This window comes from Spiroplasma endosymbiont of Nephrotoma flavescens (assembly GCF_964030835.1).
Taxonomy (GTDB): Bacteria; Bacillota_I; Bacilli_A; order Mycoplasmatales; family Nriv7; genus Nriv7.
In genome coordinates this window covers 915,568-931,493 of record NZ_OZ034982.1, presented here as the reverse complement: position 1 = coordinate 931,493, position 15,926 = coordinate 915,568, and the positions used below count along the sequence as shown (strand labels likewise).

Genomic DNA, 15,926 nt, shown 5'->3' with positions numbered 1-15,926 from the left:
AAAGTTTTTGATTCAATTTGAACTTTAACCATTCCTGGAACAGATATTCGCATTATTATTTTTTCCGCTAATTATGCTTGTGATAAATCTTGTAATTGGTGGCATTTTAGGTATTCATATTGAACGACCAAAAGTTGGTTTTCGTAAAAAATATCAAAAATCAGTTGCTAATTGAGGAGCTAAGAAAAAATCATCTAGTGGTTCAATTAAGAAGTTTAGTGGTAATAGCCCTAAAAATAGACCATGAGTTAACCAGCACGGACGGCGAATAAAAAGGTAGGTTTAGAAAATGTTTAAATTAATAATATTATTTATTCTTGTTGCTGTTTTTTCTATTTTTGCTTTAAACGACTTTTTAGGTTTATGAGCCTATGTGCGTGAGGGTTTAGAATATTTTAATAAAGTTCTATCAAATAATATTAAAATTTTAGATTTGTTTAAACCAATGATTAGGTTATTTTCTCAACATCCGATTTTCCAAATTTTAGGAACGATTTGCATTTTATCAACAATATATTTAATTTTAAGGAGTTAAAAAATGAAAAAGTTAAAGAAAATATTAGGTATTAAATGATTTAAAAGTGTTTTAGGTTTTATACATTTTTTTATTATACTTCATAGCTTTATCGTTATAATTTGAGTGTTTTTAACAAGAATTAGAACTAACACAGATGAGTTTTTTAAAGATTTTATATTGTTTGATTTTCAAAATGTATTTCTTAAAGTGTATTTTTGATTATTAATCGTTTATTTGTTAATAACTGCTATTAAGTTATTTATTAGGGGTTATTACTTTAATAAAGTTTTTAGAAAGCATCAAATGCAAGTTGCTAATTGTGAATGTCCGCAACATCAACATTATAAATTTTCTGATGCTGTTAAAGCAATAAAAAAGAGTTTTAAGGCGTGATGAGATGGATAAGATTATTTCTTGATTTATTTATAATGTTTATTGGTTTGGTACCGCTAGGGGCGTTCTTTGATACAAAACAATCACCAAAACCTAATATGGAACAATTCTTTATGAAACGAGAAAAACGAGCTACAAACCCTAGTCAATGTGGTGAAAGTTGCGAATTAGAGTTTGCTAATGTTAAGAATAGTGGTTTAATTTTAATCCCTAAAAATTATGATATGCTTGATTTTACGAAAAGTAATATTTTATTACCTAATTTTCCGGTACCACAAAAACAATTTTATGTCTATAATTCAGAATTTACTAATCTTTATAACAAAAATGGTGTTTATAAAAAAATAAATGGTTATCAGATTGATGGTTCTACTTACGATGTCCGTAGTTATTGGCTTGACGAAATTGTTAATGTTAAAATTTTATTTAAAAAAGTTTCAGGTGTTTATCGTATAATTTCCTTTTTTGCTGAAATGCCTCCTTTACCCGAAAAAGATAACGAGCAACCATTACCAACAGCAATAACTAAACATGATGGTGAATATCAGTATAACCAGTTTCAAGATAAACTTGATTATTTAATGATACAACGCCGAGATTTTGATAAATTTAATTATAGTTATTTATATTGAGTACCCATTTTTAATTTCTTTGACGATAATTTTAAATATATGAGTGAAATTTCAATTAAATTAAATGGTTTTAAACAAAATAGTAAATTTAGTTTAAGTCGCGAAAATTCATATCCCCCCGGTTTTATTGAAAAAGTTATTTTTAGAGAACTTTCCTTTTCAAGTTTTGGTGATGTTATTACTATAAAAACTGAGCATGGTAGCATTGTGGGTAATAATGAGTTTTTAGAAAATGGTAAATCGCTTTGAAAATCTGGTTCGCGAACAAGTTTTGGAAAAGACTTTATCAACACTTTTTTTGGACAAGTTAATTATTATGGTAATACTTTCCATTTTTTACGCTATGATGACAAATTAAAATTAGATTTTAAAGATTTTATGCTTCATTATCAAAAAGATTTAACTATTGATTTTATTAATGGCTTATTTGATAAAATTTATAAAGTTTTAGGTGAGTTTTTTGTACAATTCTTTTATGCCAGTTTTGATATGGATGCCTCTACTTATGTAGAATTAGATTACAAAGGGATGCAACAAATCCCTAAAAATGTTTTACAAATGGGATTTTTCTATCGTTCCTTAATTACTTTTTATCCCAAACAGTATTTAATTAATTTTGGTTCGACACTAGAAAATAGTAAGAATATGATTTTTCGTTCCTATTTTTTTGTTAAAGATAAACAAATTGCTAATGGTTTTAACACCGGTAAAAGTTCTTATCAAATAGATTTTAATGTTTTAAAAGCGTATGATAACCAATTATGAAACGTTACTAGTAATAAACTTCATTTTTACAATGCCAAAGTTGATGTGATGTATGGAATTAATATTTTTACGCTAACTTTTCCGCTATATAAAAAGAAAAATGAAAGCACTAAATATCATTATTCTTTATATGATTTTAATATTTTGAATTCAACGGCTTTTATTGGCGGCGGAATAAGTGGTAATATGGATGATTTAATTCCTACGCCCAACTGTTCTTATTGAGGTTTATTTAGTGCAATATCCTGTGGGATTCAGCACGCTTCTGTTAGCCTGTTAAATTGATTACTTGGTTTTTCGGGGATTAATCTTTTAATTCGCCCCATTGCGGATATTGCCAAAACAACGATTAATTTTACCAAAACCGCCTTTCCGGTGTTTGAGGTTATTCCGGCGTTTCAGATGTTATTTGAATTTGTAGTGCCCTTAGCAATCTTACTAATGATATTAAAAAAGTTTTCTTAAGTATTTAAAGTATTTTTATATAAAATATAATTCCTTTGAAAGGAGGATTTTTTGTTATGTGAAAATTTTTATCAACTTTAAATTTAGTTGGGCTAATATTTATATCTGCGTGTAGTAATAGTAATAATTTTAAAGAATATAATTTGCAGTTTGCTAGTGTTAAAAATAGTGGTTTAATTTTAATCCCTAAAAATTATGATATGCTTGATTTTACAAAAAGTAATATTTTATTACCTAATTTTCTAGCACTACAAAAACAATTTTATGTCTATAATTCAGAATTTACTAATCTTTATAACAAAAATGGTGTTTATAAAAAAATAAATGGTTATCAGATTGATGGTTCTACTTACGATGTCCGTAGTTATTGGCTTGACGAAATTGTTAATGTTAAAATTTTATTTAAAAAAGTTTCAGGTATTTATCGTATAGTTTTATTCTCTGCCGAAATGCCTAATAAAAATTAGTAATTTAATAATCATTCTTGAAAATCGTATTAAAAAATACGATTTTCTTAATTTAAGGAGTTTAAAAAATGAAATATATTATTTCTCAAGATGATTTAGCAGATTTAAAAGCAAAAGTACAAAGTTGACTAAGTGCTAATTGCCGTAATCCTTATTACTATAAAATTAAAAAACGCATTACTGCCTATTTAAATTTATGTACTTATTTCTATATTGAAGAAATTACTTTAACAAAACTTATTAAAAAATATTTTAAAAATGCAACGAAAACCTTTTATCGTTGGGCAGAAAAAATTATGACCGCTTATTATTCTGACAATTTAGATTTGTTATTGTTTAAAACTACAAAACCACAAAATCTTAATTATCAATATAGTTTAAATTCTCGTGAAAAAGTATGTGATTTATATTTTGATTACAAAAATCTTCAAACCGGTGGAATGTGGTCTTTATTTAACAATTTAAAAATCGGTTTTCACGATATTAAAAATTCAGAAGTTCCTAAAAACATCAAAACTTTTTATCGTTGAATTAAATCTGACCCTCGTTGAAAAGAATTAAAACAACAAATTAAACAAACAAAACGCCATTTTAAGCGTTATGAAGTTTCCGAGATTGGTCTTTTACAAATGGATGCCAAAATCATTACTACATCAAATTTTCCGGTTGATAAAAAATATTACATTTATGATTTCATTGATGAAATGACACGGCTAGTGTTTGGTTATGTTTATGATAGTTTAGGAACTAATAACGCCATTAATGCTATGCAAAGAGCAATGAAAGATTTTAGCGAGCTTGGCATAACAATTAAACGCCTTCGTACTGATAATGCTCCGGAATTCACCACTACTAATTGAAGCAATAAAAAAGCATATAAAGTAAAAGAAAGGCCTTTTACAACCTTTCTTTCGAGGAACGGAATTGTCCACGAAACCACACCGATTCGTTCGCCACAGAGTAACGGTAAAATTGAGCGGTTTCATCAACATTATACCAAATTATTTTATGCTAAGGATAAAAAATTAAATCAAAATGAACTCCAACATTATTTAAACAAATATTATTACTTTTATAACTTTGAACGCTGTCATTCGACATTACAAAATAAATCACCATTTCAAACATTACAAAAATTTTTAACAAAGTAATTTCTAGAAGTTTGAATAATTATTTTTTACAAAATATTTAACTTGTTGTTCCAGTTTTGATTAAACTGATTACCCCTAAAATACTTAATATTTTTTTTCATTATTGTTGTTTTCCTTTTTTGAGTTGTTTTATTATTTTTTAAATATTATTCTCAATTAAGCGACTTTATTGAAATAGTATAATTAACACCTATATTTCCAGTATAAACAATTGTATCATAAGAATTAATAGTTGCACTGTTATTAGTAATATTTTCAACTTTAATTTTTGTTATATCTACTGACTGATTTTTTTCTTTTACTCTATTTTTGATTTGTTGTTCTGTGGGATTAGATAAATTAGTAGTTTCAAATTCGCCTAAAGTGGTATTTGTAATAATTTTATTTAAATTAACATTAGATAAAAAATTAACTTTTACACTACCACTATAAAAGTCTTTTTTTTTACTATAAGTTATTTTTGCATCTCTAAGTGTTATATCTTTAATTTCAAAATCATTTATTATATTATTTTTTAAGTTGTTATTTAATTCTTTTAATTTATCTTTAATTTGCTGTTCCGATGGTTTATCAGTTCCATTAGTTCTAATTGGGCCTAATTCAATTTTTTTAATAAGCAATCTTAATGGTCTAGTATAATTAATATTTGTTTCACCAATATAAATACTTGTATCAATTGAGGTAATCTTAGCCGTGTTTAGGGTAATATTTTCAACTTTAATTTTAGTATTATCTAACTGCGGATTTAAATTTTTTAAAAAGTGTTTCAATAAATTTTCATCATAATTACCACCAAAGATATCTATATCAATTTCTCCTAAATTAGTATTTTTAATAATTCTATTTATTGGTACAGACTTATCAACTGTAAAATTAATTGTTATTTTACCACTAAAACCAGCTATACTAACTACTGCACTATTTACAGTAATATTTTCAACTTTAATTTTTGTTATATCTACTGACTGATTTTTTTCTTTTACTCTATTTTTGATTTGTTGTTCTGTTGGTTTATCAGCTCCATCAGTTTTAAATACAGGTTTAGTTTTACCATTTTCTGTGTTTCTTTTATTTCTTATTGTAGTTAAGTACATTCAATTTAATTCATCTAAATCACCAACTTTTTTAATTTCTTTTTGTAATGAACTAGTAGCAATTACAGTTGGCATTGTACTACTAGCAATCGTAATTGTTCCTAATAATCTTAAAAGTTTTTTCATATTAATTAAATTCCTTTCGTGAATTTTTACTAATTAATAAAATTTACCAAATAATTAACAACCTTTCTCCAAATTTTAATCTGTAATTCCTTTGCTTTGGAATTTAATTATAAATTATTTTTAAAAATTTTCTGCATTATTTGATAATTTATCATCCCTTTTTAAAAAAACTTCTTGTACTTGTCATAAGTCTGTGGTATATTACATTTTACTAAAAAATCTGTAGAAACCATATACATATGACAAGATTTTGGTTTCTACAAACTTGCTGTTAATTAATAAATAAATACGAGCTCATTTATTTATTACAAGAAATATAAGGTTAAATTAATATTTATTATTTTTAATTATGCTTTGTATTTTTTTGTGTCTTGTTGTTGATAAACTAAGTTTTTTAGTAAACGAAGTTTACTAACAAGTTATGTTAATTTAGTTTAAAGAAAGAGTTTAAAGAGAAATATATTGAACTAAGTTAAAAGACTAAGTTAAATATAACTAAGTTAATATAACTAAATATTGTAAGGGTGGTATGTATATGAGAAATATTGAAAATATTTTTTTAAATACTGAAAAATATCTTTTGAAAGAAACGCAAAATGCAGTACTTATTAAAGCACCAGCAATTCCCTGATTGTATGAACCTACTGGTATTTGGTTTTCAAAACGATTTGTTTATAAAGGAAAATATGAGAATTCTATTTGTATCGGAATAATTAAAGATTGTGAGTATCAGTTGGTTTTAGTTAATAATAAGAAAGGTCAAGAATCTAGTTTGATTTTAGGTCATGAGTTGTTAGGTTTTTTTGTTGCGGAGAAAGAGATTGCTAAAAAGGATGTAAGTTTTAATTATTTTAAAAATTCATTTTAAAGGTGTTTTAAGGCATTTTAAGAATAGAGGTAAAGAAAAAAAATAGTTTAAAAAAATTTAGGTTGGTTTTTAAGGTGTTTAAACGGTGCGGAAAGCGTATGCTCCGCCCGTTAATTATCAATGTTAGTTTGAGTTATTTAACTAAGTTATTGCATTTTTTGATTTAATGTAGTAAAAAAATAATTTTGGAGTTTAAAAAATGAAAATGTGAGTTAATGTGGATGAGCCTGGTAAAGATTATTATCAAGAGTTTATATATTTTATTAATAAAAAAACCGGATTAGAAGAAAAATTTTGAGCGTCTAAATCTGCAGCTGAATCTGTTAGAACTGATTTAGTTGGTGATAATTGACTTTGTGTTGATTTTGTTGAACATAATTATTTAAAAAAATAAATTAATTAGAAAATTAAGGAGAAAAGAAAAATGAGTATTTTCGGATTAGTGTTTTTTACGATTTTAACATTATTACTAGCATACTATATTGCGGTTAATATTTATCGGTTTTTTAAAGATAAAAAGAAATATGGTAGCGAGGCAAAACAGTTGCCAAAAGATTTTACTTATTCACAACGAATATTTATTGCAAAGTTTAAACGAAATTTGTTAGAACAAGATGAAAAAGAAATTAAAAAGTAGGTTTAGAAAATGTTTAAAAAAATAATTATTGAATTAATTGAATTAATTTATCCAACTGCTGATTTTACCACCTCAAGTTGTATTTTTGTTTTCAATTTTAATAATTGTAATGCTCTTCTCAGCAATTATTTTTCTACTCTTTTGACCTTTTAAGCGGTAATTATTATGTTTTTAGTTGCTTGAAAAGATTTAGATTGAGAAATGACAAAATTGTATTTTTGGGATTTATTTATTCAAATTAAAGTTATTCCGGCATGAGTTTCTGGTAACGAGATTGATTTAACTCAAAAAATACTTTGACTTTTAATAGCAAATATTGCCTTTTGAATGGTGTTAGTATTCATTGTCTTATTTATGGTTATTTTATTTTATAAGGTTAAATCATATTTTGTTTAGAAAGGGGGTGATTATATGTTTGAAACTTTCTTAGCCGATGTACCAGTAAAAATTACTGGTGAACAAGCGGTTACTAACTTATGAAAAGCATTAATTACAGCGTTCGGTAATATTTGAACTGATATTATTGGTGGTAATATGCCAAATGTTGTTAATTTCTTTGCTACATATTGAGTTTTCTTGCTTGGCGTGATTATTGGTTTATTTTTAATTGCTTTCAAAATGTTTGAAAAATTAATGCCCGGCAGATAGTAATAAAAATAAAGAAAGTGTGATTTAAGTGATGCTATTGTTTAAAAAAATAAATTTAAGATTATATGATTTTGTGGTTTTAAATCGCACTTTATTTATTATTGCGTGATTCTATGGTGCGATTTTGCATTATTATAATCCTCAAAGTTGAAGAATGTTATTTGATGTTATTTACTTATTAATTGCTTTGTATATTCTATATACTAAAATTTCTCATTTTTTTGCTCGTCGTAGTTTTATTAATTTCTTATTAAATTCACCCTTAAATTTAGTAATTGGTGCCTTAGGAACTGGAAAAACTGCTTTAATGGTTTTAGCTTCTTACTTATTAAGTGGTTGAAAAACGATTTCTACTTTTCCGATTACGGATAAACAAATGCTTTCATTAGGGCATATGTCTTTATTAGATTATAATTATCCGATATTAGAAGAAAAGCATTTACTGTTATGAGATGAAACCAACTTATTTTTAGAAGGAACTGACTATAAAGAAAATGATAGAGTAACTCAAGGTTTACAAGACTTTGGGGCGCATAAAGTTTTGTTAGGTGGGTAAAGATTTGAATAATTTTGAAAGAAAAGCAACTAAAAATTTATTACCTTTTTACTTGAAAAATAATTAATAAAACAAAATATTTAATATTAACAAACATATTCTTAATAAAAGGTTATAAAAACTAAGTAAAATGCTTATAAAAACAACATTAAAATAATTTTTTACAACAAAAATCATACATAAGAAATATATACTTAATTTGCATATTGAAATAATTTATAGTAAATGACTATTTTTTCTTTTTTAAAAAATACCTAAGAAAACTAAACGCGACCATTCCTTTGAAAGGAGGATTTTTTGTTATGTGAAAATTTTTATCAACTTTAAATTTAGTTGGGCTAATATTTATATCTGCGTGTAGTAATAGTAATAATTTTAAAGAATATAATTTGCAGTTTGCTAGTGTTAAAAATAGTGGTTTAATTTTAATCCCTAAAAATTATGATATGCTTGATTTTACAAAAAGTAATATTTTATTACCTAATTTTCTAGCACTACAAAAACAATTTTATGTCTATAATTCAGAATTTACTAATCTTTATAACAAAAATGGTGTTTATAAAAAAATAAATGGTTATCAGATTGATGGTTCTACTTACGATGTCCGTAGTTATTGGCTTGACGAAATTGTTAATGTTAAAATTTTATTTAAAAAAGTTTCAGGTGTTTATCGTATAGTTTTATTCTCTGCCGAAATGCCTAATAAAAATTAGTAATTTAATAATCATTCTTGAAAATCGTATTAAAAAATACGATTTTCTTAATTTAAGGAGTTTAAAAAATGAAATATATTATTTCTCAAGATGATTTAGCAGATTTAAAAGCAAAAGTACAAAGTTGACTAAGTGCTAATTGCCGTAATCCTTATTACTATAAAATTAAAAAACGCATTACTGCCTATTTAAATTTATGTACTTATTTCTATATTGAAGAAATTACTTTAACAAAACTTATTAAAAAATATTTTAAAAATGCAACGAAAACCTTTTATCGTTGGGCAGAAAAAATTATGACCGCTTATTATTCTGACAATTTAGATTTGTTATTGTTTAAAACTACAAAACCACAAAATCTTAATTATCAATATAGTTTAAATTCTCGTGAAAAAGTATGTGATTTATATTTTGATTACAAAAATCTTCAAACCGGTGGAATGTGGTCTTTATTTAACAATTTAAAAATCGGTTTTCACGATATTAAAAATTCAGAAGTTCCTAAAAACATCAAAACTTTTTATCGTTGAATTAAATCTGACCCTCGTTGAAAAGAATTAAAACAACAAATTAAACAAACAAAACGTCATTTTAAGCGTTATGAAGTTTCCGAGATTGGTCTTTTACAAATGGATGCCAAAATCATTACTACATCAAATTTTCCGGTTGATAAAAAATATTATATTTATGATTTCATTGACGAAATGACACGCATAGTATTTGGTTATATTTATGATAGTTTAGGAACCAATAATGCCATTAACGCCGCGCAAAGAGCAATAAAAGATTTTAGTGAGCTTGGCATAACAATTAAACGCCTTCGTACTGATAATGCTCCGGAATTTACTACCACTAACTGAAGTAATAAAAAATCATACAAAGTAAAAGAAAGGCCTTTTACAACCTTTCTTTCAAGAAACGGAATTGTTCACGAAACCACGCCGATTCGCTCACCACAATCAAATGGTAAAATTGAAAGATTCCACCAACATTATACCAAATTATTTTATGCTAAGGATAAAAAATTAAACCAAAATGAACTTCAACATTATTTAAATAAATATTATTATTTTTATAATTTTGAACGGCGTCATTCGTCACTACAAAATAAATCTCCATTTCAAACACTACAAAAATTTTTAACAAAGTAATTTTTATAAGTTTGAATAATTATTTTTTACAAAATATTTAATTTGTTGCTCTGGTTATAAAACGATTGTTCCTAAAAAAATTTAATATTTTCTCATTTTTATTTTACTTCATGAAACTCAATATTAGCATCAAGTCCTTGTTTTAACGATCTATTAGCACTGCCATTAAAAGTTATACTATCATCAATATTTATAGTAACTTCTTGTGGTAAGAGATTGTATTGTTGTAATTTTTGCATAATCTCTTTAATTGAAATTTTAAATGATTTTTCTTCATTACTTGTATTTGTTATTTGTGAAGTAATTTCACCATAAATATTTTGTGTTAATTTTAATGTTACTTGTGCTAAAACTTCATCTAATGACGCAGTAACCTTAATTTTTTGATTTGGATTAACTTTAATTTCTTGTGACGGTAACTCCACTTCTAAAATGTCTTTATATTCATCTGTTTTACTACCTGAAAAATCAAATGTATTACTTAAGGTTTTTGTATTAGAATTGGTATTTGTTTGTGAAGAACTTTGTTCTGTTGTAGAAGATTTAGTATTTGAAAAACTTGTTTCACTTGTAGAAGATGCTCCACCACCTCCGCCACCAGAAACACCTATACTAAAACCAAATAAACCAAAACCAGCATTGCCTGATGCTTCTCATGACTTTGAAGATGAAAAAGAATTACTATTTATTGTTTCTGAATCAAAATTTGAAGAATGAGAATTTAGTAAAACGGACCCTGTTTCTGTGCTCGTTTCTGTTTCACTTTTTTTACTTAAACCTGTAGTAATTTGAGAATTTATGGTTGTTTCTTTTGTATATTTACAACTTGGCGTTTTCATATTCTGTTCTGCAGGTAAATTATTAAATAATGTGGTTGTCCCAAAACAAATACTTTTACTATTTTTATTATATGTTGGTTCAATATTTTTGGTTGCTGTTACATTTGAATACACCAAATTATCTAAATTAATATTTTTAATATCTTTTACAATATTTTCTTTATTTTTATCTCTAAAACTTAAAAATATTGCTTTTTTAATTAATTCTTTTAAATTAATAATTTTATTTTGTGAATTATTGATTTGATAATATATTTTCTTTTCGCCAAAGTATTTATCACTATTGATTTTTGCTCTAATTGTTGCAGAAACATTACTTTTTTCTTTAATTTCTAATTGTGAAATATCTAAATTAAAATTTAAATAATTTAATTCATTTAAAATTGCAATATAATTATTATTACCATTATTTATTAAAACTAAATTTATGTTATTAATAATTTTTGATAAATCTGTTCTAACTTTAAAATTATCACAATGAAAAGCATTATTGGTATTATATTTATTTGAAGTACTTTTAACACCAAGTTCTAATCGACCATTTACTATTTTTTGCTTAATATAAACTTGTGAAATATCCAAATTAGGATTGTTAGCTTTTACTGCTTTTAAAATTGTTTCATCACTAGTATCATTAACTGGATTCAAACATGTTTTAAAATCAGTAATCAAATCAGGTTTAACTGTAAAATAAACTCTTTTATATCCCCGATATTTATCTGAATTATAACTATCGCTATATGCAGTAAAACCGTTTATATCAGCTGAGGTAACTGTAATGTTACTGACTCGAACTTCATTAATATCTAAATTATAATTAAATTTTTTAACTGCAGATTTGATAGTTGAAGCATCATTATTATCTAGAGCTTCTAATTGCGTTTTTTTAATGGTTTCTTCTATATCATCAAGTTTATAAATTCGATTATTTTTAATTTTAAAATATAAAGTATTTTCTGCAAAAGATTTTCATATATCATTTCCATTATTAAACTTTGTTCGTCATGGTTCATTTGACCATATTTCAATTGTATAATTATCCTGATATGTAATTCCATTCAACAGATTTTCTTCTTCTAGTTTTGTTTGAATACTTTTATCTTTTCAATAAAGAATTTCTTTAATTAAATTACCATTATTATCTTTTATTGTAATTTTATTATAAACTTCATTAACTGTATTAGAATGAACTACTCTATAATCATTAAAACCGCCAAATATTATTTTTTTGTTAGTAGTATTTAATCCAAAATTACCTTTCAATATATCAGATATACCATAAAAATTTATATAATATCAACCATATCAGTCTGCTCTTTTACTTCTATTTAATTTTTCTGAATTATTTATTTTTAAATAATTTATTTCACTTTTTTCTGAAGTTGGAGCGTTCCCAACTATTCCGGCCATTCCACTACTTGCTATTGTTATAGTTCCTAATATTCCTAGTAATTTTTTCATATTAATTAATTTCCTTTTCGTGAATTTTTACTAATTAATAAAATTTACCAAATAATAATTTTTGTTGTACATATTTTACTAATTCTCTATTTTTAAATTTATGAAAATAAACATGTAATTGTTTTCTATTTTCTGCTTTATTTTGTGCAATTAATGAAAAATAATGATTATTATCTTTATTTCTATTAACTTCTCGATTAATAGTACTAATACTTCGATTAAGATTTTTAGCTATTTCACTAATTTTTACTTTAAATTTCAATTGATTCTCAATATAAATTCTTTCATCTATGCCAAGATGTTTGTATCTCATATAAAAACTCCTTAAATTTACTTTTTCTAAAATAAACTTAGCATCATGAAATTTTTATATGAAATCTTTTGCAATTTTATTTACTTGCACTTACAAGTATAATTCAGCGTTTGAAAAATTAAATTTTTTAGGAAATTTTTCTCTAATTAAACCATTAGTATTTTCATTAGTACCTCTTTGTCAAGGTGAATATGCATCAGCAAAATAAATTTTCACATTTAAATTTTTTTCAAGTTGTTGTCAATTAGCAAATTCTTTACCCCTATCAAATGTTATAGTCTTAACAAGATTATTTGGAAGAATTGATAAATAATGACTAATATTTTTGTTAATAACTTTAGTAGTTCTATTTTCAACTAATATTGCTAAAGTAAATCTTGATGTTCTTTCAACTAAAGTTATTAAACATGATTTACTTTTACCTCGTGATGATACTACAGTATCACCTTCTCAATGGCCAAGAGTTATGCGATTATTAACATTTCGTTCTTTAATGGATTTACCATTAAATTTACCCCGATTTTCTTGAGATTTTCGTTTCTTACCTTTTCTTCTTAAATTTTTACTAGTAACCTTTTCAAGTAATCCAGAATAAATTCAATTGTAAATTGCTGAATTATACTTGTAAGTGCAAGTAAATAAAATTGCAAAAGATTTCATATAAAAATTTCATGATGCTAAGTTTATTTTAGAAAAAGTAAATTTAAGGAGTTTTTATATGGGATACAAACATCTTGGCATAGATGAAAGAATTTATATTGAGAATCAATTGAAATTTAAAGTAAAAATTAGTGAAATAGCTAAAAATCTTAATCGAAATATTAGTACTATTAATCGAGAAGTTAATAGAAATAAAGATAATAATCATTATTTTTCATTAATTGCACAAAATAAAGCAGAAAATAGAAAACAATTACATGTTTATTTTCATAAATTTAAAAATAGAGAATTAGTAAAATATGTACAACAAAAATTATTATTAGGTTGATCGCCTGAACAAATTTATGGCAGAATTAAAAATTTTCATCAAGAATGAATTATTAGTTTTAAAACAATTTACAATTGAATTTATTCTGGATTACTTGAAAAGGTTACTAGTAAAAATTTAAGAAGAAAAGGTAAGAAACGAAAATCTCAAGAAAATCGGGGTAAATTTAATGGTAAATCCATTAAAGAACGAAATGTTAATAATCGCATAACTCTTGGCCATTGAGAAGGTGATACTGTAGTATCATCACGAGGTAAAAGTAAATCATGTTTAATAACTTTAGTTGAAAGAACATCAAGATTTACTTTAGCAATATTAGTTGAAAATAGAACTACTAAAGTTATTAACAAAAATATTAGTCATTATTTATCAATTCTTCCAAATAATCTTGTTAAGACTATAACATTTGATAGGGGTAAAGAATTTGCTAATTGACAACAACTTGAAAAAAATTTAAATGTGAAAATTTATTTTGCTGATGCATATTCACCTTGACAAAGAGGTACTAATGAAAATACTAATGGTTTAATTAGAGAAAAATTTCCTAAAAAATTTAATTTTTCAAACACTACTAAAAATGCAGTTCATAAATTTATATTGTCTTTAAACCAAAGACCAAGAAAAATACTAAATTATCTTTCGTCAATCGAATATTTGGTTAGAAAAATAATTTAGTTGCACTTAACTTTACAATTTGGCAAATTGTTTTAAAACTAATAATTCATTCTTGATGAAAATTTTTAATTTTGCCATAAATTTGTTCAGGCGATCAACCTAATAATAATTTTTGTTGTACATATTTTACTAATTCTCTATTTTTAAATTTATGAAAATAAACATGTAATTGTTTTCTATTTTCTGCTTTATTTTGTGCAATTAATGAAAAATAATGATTATTATCTTTATTTCTATTAACTTCTCGATTAATAGTACTAATACTTCGATTAAGATTTTTAGCTATTTCACTAATTTTTACTTTAAATTTCAATTGATTCTCAATATAAATTCTTTCATCTATGCCAAGATGTTTGTATCCCATATAAAAACTCCTTAAATTTACTTTTTCTAAAATAAACTTAGCATCATGAAATTTTTATATGAAATCTTTTGCAATTTTATTTACTTGCACTTACAAGTATAATTCAGCAAAATAATATTATATAATTCTAAAAGGTGAATAAAATGTTTCTAATTTACGGTAGTGATAAATTTCTTATTAATAAACAAATTCAAAAAGTAATTAATGTTATTAATAAAGATCAACAAATGAATATTTTAAAGTATAGTATGATAAATACTAATATTGATGAAATACTACAAGTTATTTCAATGCCACCATTATTTAACAATAAACAAATTGTTATTATTGAAGATTGTTGGTTTTTAACTTCTTCTCGTGAGCATCAATTAAGTAGTTTACAATTTAAAAATTTACTTAAATATTGTGAAAATCCCGCACCATTTACTGAGATATTTTTTGTTGTTAACAGCTCTAATATTGATCAACGAAAAAAAATTATTAAAGTTATTGAAAAAACAGGTAAAGTTTTAGTTGTTAAAGAATTAAATGATAGTCAGTTAAAAATGTTTGTTCAAAATTATTTTGTTAAGCATAATACTGAAATTACTAATGAGGGTTTAAATTTATTATTAGAAAGATTACCTAATAGTTTGCAAATTATTGCTAATGAATTAAATAAACTGGTTAATTATAGTAATTCATTAATATTGGAAGATGTTGATGTTTTGGTTAGTCGTTATTTAGATAGTAATATTTTTGATTTAGCTAATGCTTTTATTATTCGTGATATTTCACAAATATGGCAACGATACTATGATTTTAAAAATAGTAATCAAGATGTTTTGGCAATTATTGGTTTGTTAGCTAATCAACTGAGGACGATTCGTGATATTAAAATTTATCAACAAAGGAATTATGATTTTAATACTATTTGTCAAAAAATGACTATTAATCCTTTTCGGTTAAAAATTCTTTGAAAGTATCTTTTAAAAATTGATGATCAACAAATTCATTATTTATTAGGTAGTTTAAGTAATTTAGATTATAATATAAAAAGAAGTCATGTTAATAAAAATATTGGCTTTGAGATGTTTTTATTGCAATTGTAAGAGGGTGAGTTT

Annotated in this window: 21 protein-coding genes; 16 read left to right on the top strand and 5 right to left on the bottom strand. The window is 24.6% G+C overall.

All coding sequences use genetic code 4. The features are described 5' to 3' along the window. The first annotated feature begins 79 nt into the window (after window positions 1-79). The 6 genes from AAHN02_RS05425 to AAHN02_RS05400 all read left to right on the top strand — a co-directional run bounded on the left by AAHN02_RS05425 (window position 80) and on the right by AAHN02_RS05400 (window position 4,390). On the top strand, window positions 80-280 hold the full coding sequence (locus AAHN02_RS05425; RefSeq protein ID WP_342277588.1) for a hypothetical protein: 201 nt from the start codon (window positions 80-82) through the stop codon (window positions 278-280). 9 nt (window positions 281-289) lie between these two features. Further along, window positions 290-535, top strand: a complete 246-nt coding sequence (locus AAHN02_RS05420; protein ID WP_338967003.1) for a hypothetical protein — start codon at window positions 290-292, stop codon at window positions 533-535. Window positions 536-640: 105 nt separating this feature from the next. After that, window positions 641-922, top strand: a complete 282-nt coding sequence (locus AAHN02_RS05415) for a hypothetical protein (RefSeq protein WP_342277587.1) — start codon at window positions 641-643, stop codon at window positions 920-922. A 23-nt stretch (window positions 923-945) separates the two neighbouring features. Then, complete coding sequence (locus AAHN02_RS05410) at window positions 946-2,772, top strand: hypothetical protein (RefSeq protein WP_342277586.1); 1,827 nt, start codon at window positions 946-948, stop codon at window positions 2,770-2,772. Window positions 2,773-2,828: 56 nt separating this feature from the next. Then, entirely contained in the window at window positions 2,829-3,239 is a 411-nt protein-coding gene (locus AAHN02_RS05405) for a hypothetical protein (RefSeq protein WP_342277585.1), read from the top strand. Window positions 3,240-3,307: 68 nt separating this feature from the next. Further along, entirely contained in the window at window positions 3,308-4,390 is a 1,083-nt protein-coding gene (locus tag AAHN02_RS05400; RefSeq protein ID WP_342277584.1) for a DDE-type integrase/transposase/recombinase, read from the top strand. A 146-nt stretch (window positions 4,391-4,536) separates the two neighbouring features. Here AAHN02_RS05400 and AAHN02_RS05395 read toward each other — a convergent pair whose 3' ends face one another. Then, a complete protein-coding gene (locus AAHN02_RS05395; protein ID WP_342277291.1) occupies window positions 4,537-5,610 on the bottom strand; it encodes a hypothetical protein in 1,074 nt (357 codons plus the stop codon). Window positions 5,611-6,145: 535 nt separating this feature from the next. Here AAHN02_RS05395 and AAHN02_RS05390 point away from each other — a divergent pair. The 8 genes from AAHN02_RS05390 to AAHN02_RS05355 all read left to right on the top strand — a co-directional run bounded on the left by AAHN02_RS05390 (window position 6,146) and on the right by AAHN02_RS05355 (window position 10,183). Then, window positions 6,146-6,478 (top strand): hypothetical protein, encoded by a 333-nt coding sequence (locus AAHN02_RS05390; RefSeq protein ID WP_342277312.1) that lies wholly within the window; start codon window positions 6,146-6,148, stop codon window positions 6,476-6,478. Window positions 6,479-6,677: 199 nt separating this feature from the next. Beyond that, window positions 6,678-6,872, top strand: a complete 195-nt coding sequence (locus tag AAHN02_RS05385) for a hypothetical protein (RefSeq protein WP_342277583.1) — start codon at window positions 6,678-6,680, stop codon at window positions 6,870-6,872. A 30-nt stretch (window positions 6,873-6,902) separates the two neighbouring features. Then, on the top strand, window positions 6,903-7,115 hold the full coding sequence (locus AAHN02_RS05380) for a hypothetical protein (RefSeq protein ID WP_215825617.1): 213 nt from the start codon (window positions 6,903-6,905) through the stop codon (window positions 7,113-7,115). 165 nt (window positions 7,116-7,280) lie between these two features. Further along, window positions 7,281-7,511 carry a hypothetical protein gene (locus tag AAHN02_RS05375; protein ID WP_342277582.1) on the top strand — a complete coding sequence of 77 codons (231 nt, stop codon included), beginning with the start codon at window positions 7,281-7,283 and terminating at the stop codon, window positions 7,509-7,511. A gap of 15 nt (window positions 7,512-7,526) precedes the next feature. Further along, complete coding sequence (locus AAHN02_RS05370) at window positions 7,527-7,763, top strand: hypothetical protein (RefSeq protein ID WP_342277581.1); 237 nt, start codon at window positions 7,527-7,529, stop codon at window positions 7,761-7,763. 31 nt (window positions 7,764-7,794) lie between these two features. Then, on the top strand, window positions 7,795-8,319 hold the full coding sequence (locus AAHN02_RS05365) for a hypothetical protein (RefSeq protein ID WP_342277580.1): 525 nt from the start codon (window positions 7,795-7,797) through the stop codon (window positions 8,317-8,319). Window positions 8,320-8,621: 302 nt separating this feature from the next. Then, window positions 8,622-9,032: a hypothetical protein gene (locus AAHN02_RS05360; RefSeq protein WP_342277579.1), complete on the top strand. Its 411-nt coding sequence runs from the start codon at window positions 8,622-8,624 to the stop codon at window positions 9,030-9,032. A gap of 68 nt (window positions 9,033-9,100) precedes the next feature. Then, window positions 9,101-10,183 carry an integrase core domain-containing protein gene (locus AAHN02_RS05355; protein ID WP_342277578.1) on the top strand — a complete coding sequence of 361 codons (1,083 nt, stop codon included), beginning with the start codon at window positions 9,101-9,103 and terminating at the stop codon, window positions 10,181-10,183. A 98-nt stretch (window positions 10,184-10,281) separates the two neighbouring features. On the opposite strand, the gene AAHN02_RS05350 is transcribed toward AAHN02_RS05355, so the two are convergent. The 3 genes from AAHN02_RS05350 to AAHN02_RS05340 all read right to left on the bottom strand — a co-directional run bounded on the left by AAHN02_RS05350 (window position 10,282) and on the right by AAHN02_RS05340 (window position 13,456). Continuing rightward, on the bottom strand, window positions 10,282-12,483 hold the full coding sequence (locus tag AAHN02_RS05350) for an ETX/MTX2 family pore-forming toxin (RefSeq protein WP_342277577.1): 2,202 nt from the start codon (window positions 12,481-12,483) through the stop codon (window positions 10,282-10,284). 34 nt (window positions 12,484-12,517) lie between these two features. Further along, complete coding sequence (locus tag AAHN02_RS05345) at window positions 12,518-12,796, bottom strand: helix-turn-helix domain-containing protein (protein ID WP_342277576.1); 279 nt, start codon at window positions 12,794-12,796, stop codon at window positions 12,518-12,520. A 90-nt stretch (window positions 12,797-12,886) separates the two neighbouring features. Further along, window positions 12,887-13,456: an IS30 family transposase gene (locus tag AAHN02_RS05340; RefSeq protein WP_342277575.1), complete on the bottom strand. Its 570-nt coding sequence runs from the start codon at window positions 13,454-13,456 to the stop codon at window positions 12,887-12,889. Between the two features lie 58 nt (window positions 13,457-13,514). Between AAHN02_RS05340 and AAHN02_RS05335 the strand changes: the two genes are divergently transcribed. Continuing rightward, window positions 13,515-14,459, top strand: coding sequence for an IS30 family transposase (locus tag AAHN02_RS05335; protein WP_342277574.1), 945 nt, complete (start codon window positions 13,515-13,517; stop codon window positions 14,457-14,459). On the opposite strand, the gene AAHN02_RS05330 is transcribed toward AAHN02_RS05335, so the two are convergent. Next, window positions 14,443-14,823: a helix-turn-helix domain-containing protein gene (locus tag AAHN02_RS05330; RefSeq protein ID WP_342277573.1), complete on the bottom strand. Its 381-nt coding sequence runs from the start codon at window positions 14,821-14,823 to the stop codon at window positions 14,443-14,445. The two genes, AAHN02_RS05335 and AAHN02_RS05330, sit on opposite strands and share 17 nt — an antisense overlap. 143 nt (window positions 14,824-14,966) lie before the next feature. On the opposite strand from AAHN02_RS05330, the gene holA reads away from it, so the two are divergent. Next, entirely contained in the window at window positions 14,967-15,914 is a 948-nt protein-coding gene (holA, locus tag AAHN02_RS05325; RefSeq protein ID WP_342277572.1) for a DNA polymerase III subunit delta, read from the top strand. Window positions 15,915-15,926 lie beyond the last annotated feature (12 nt).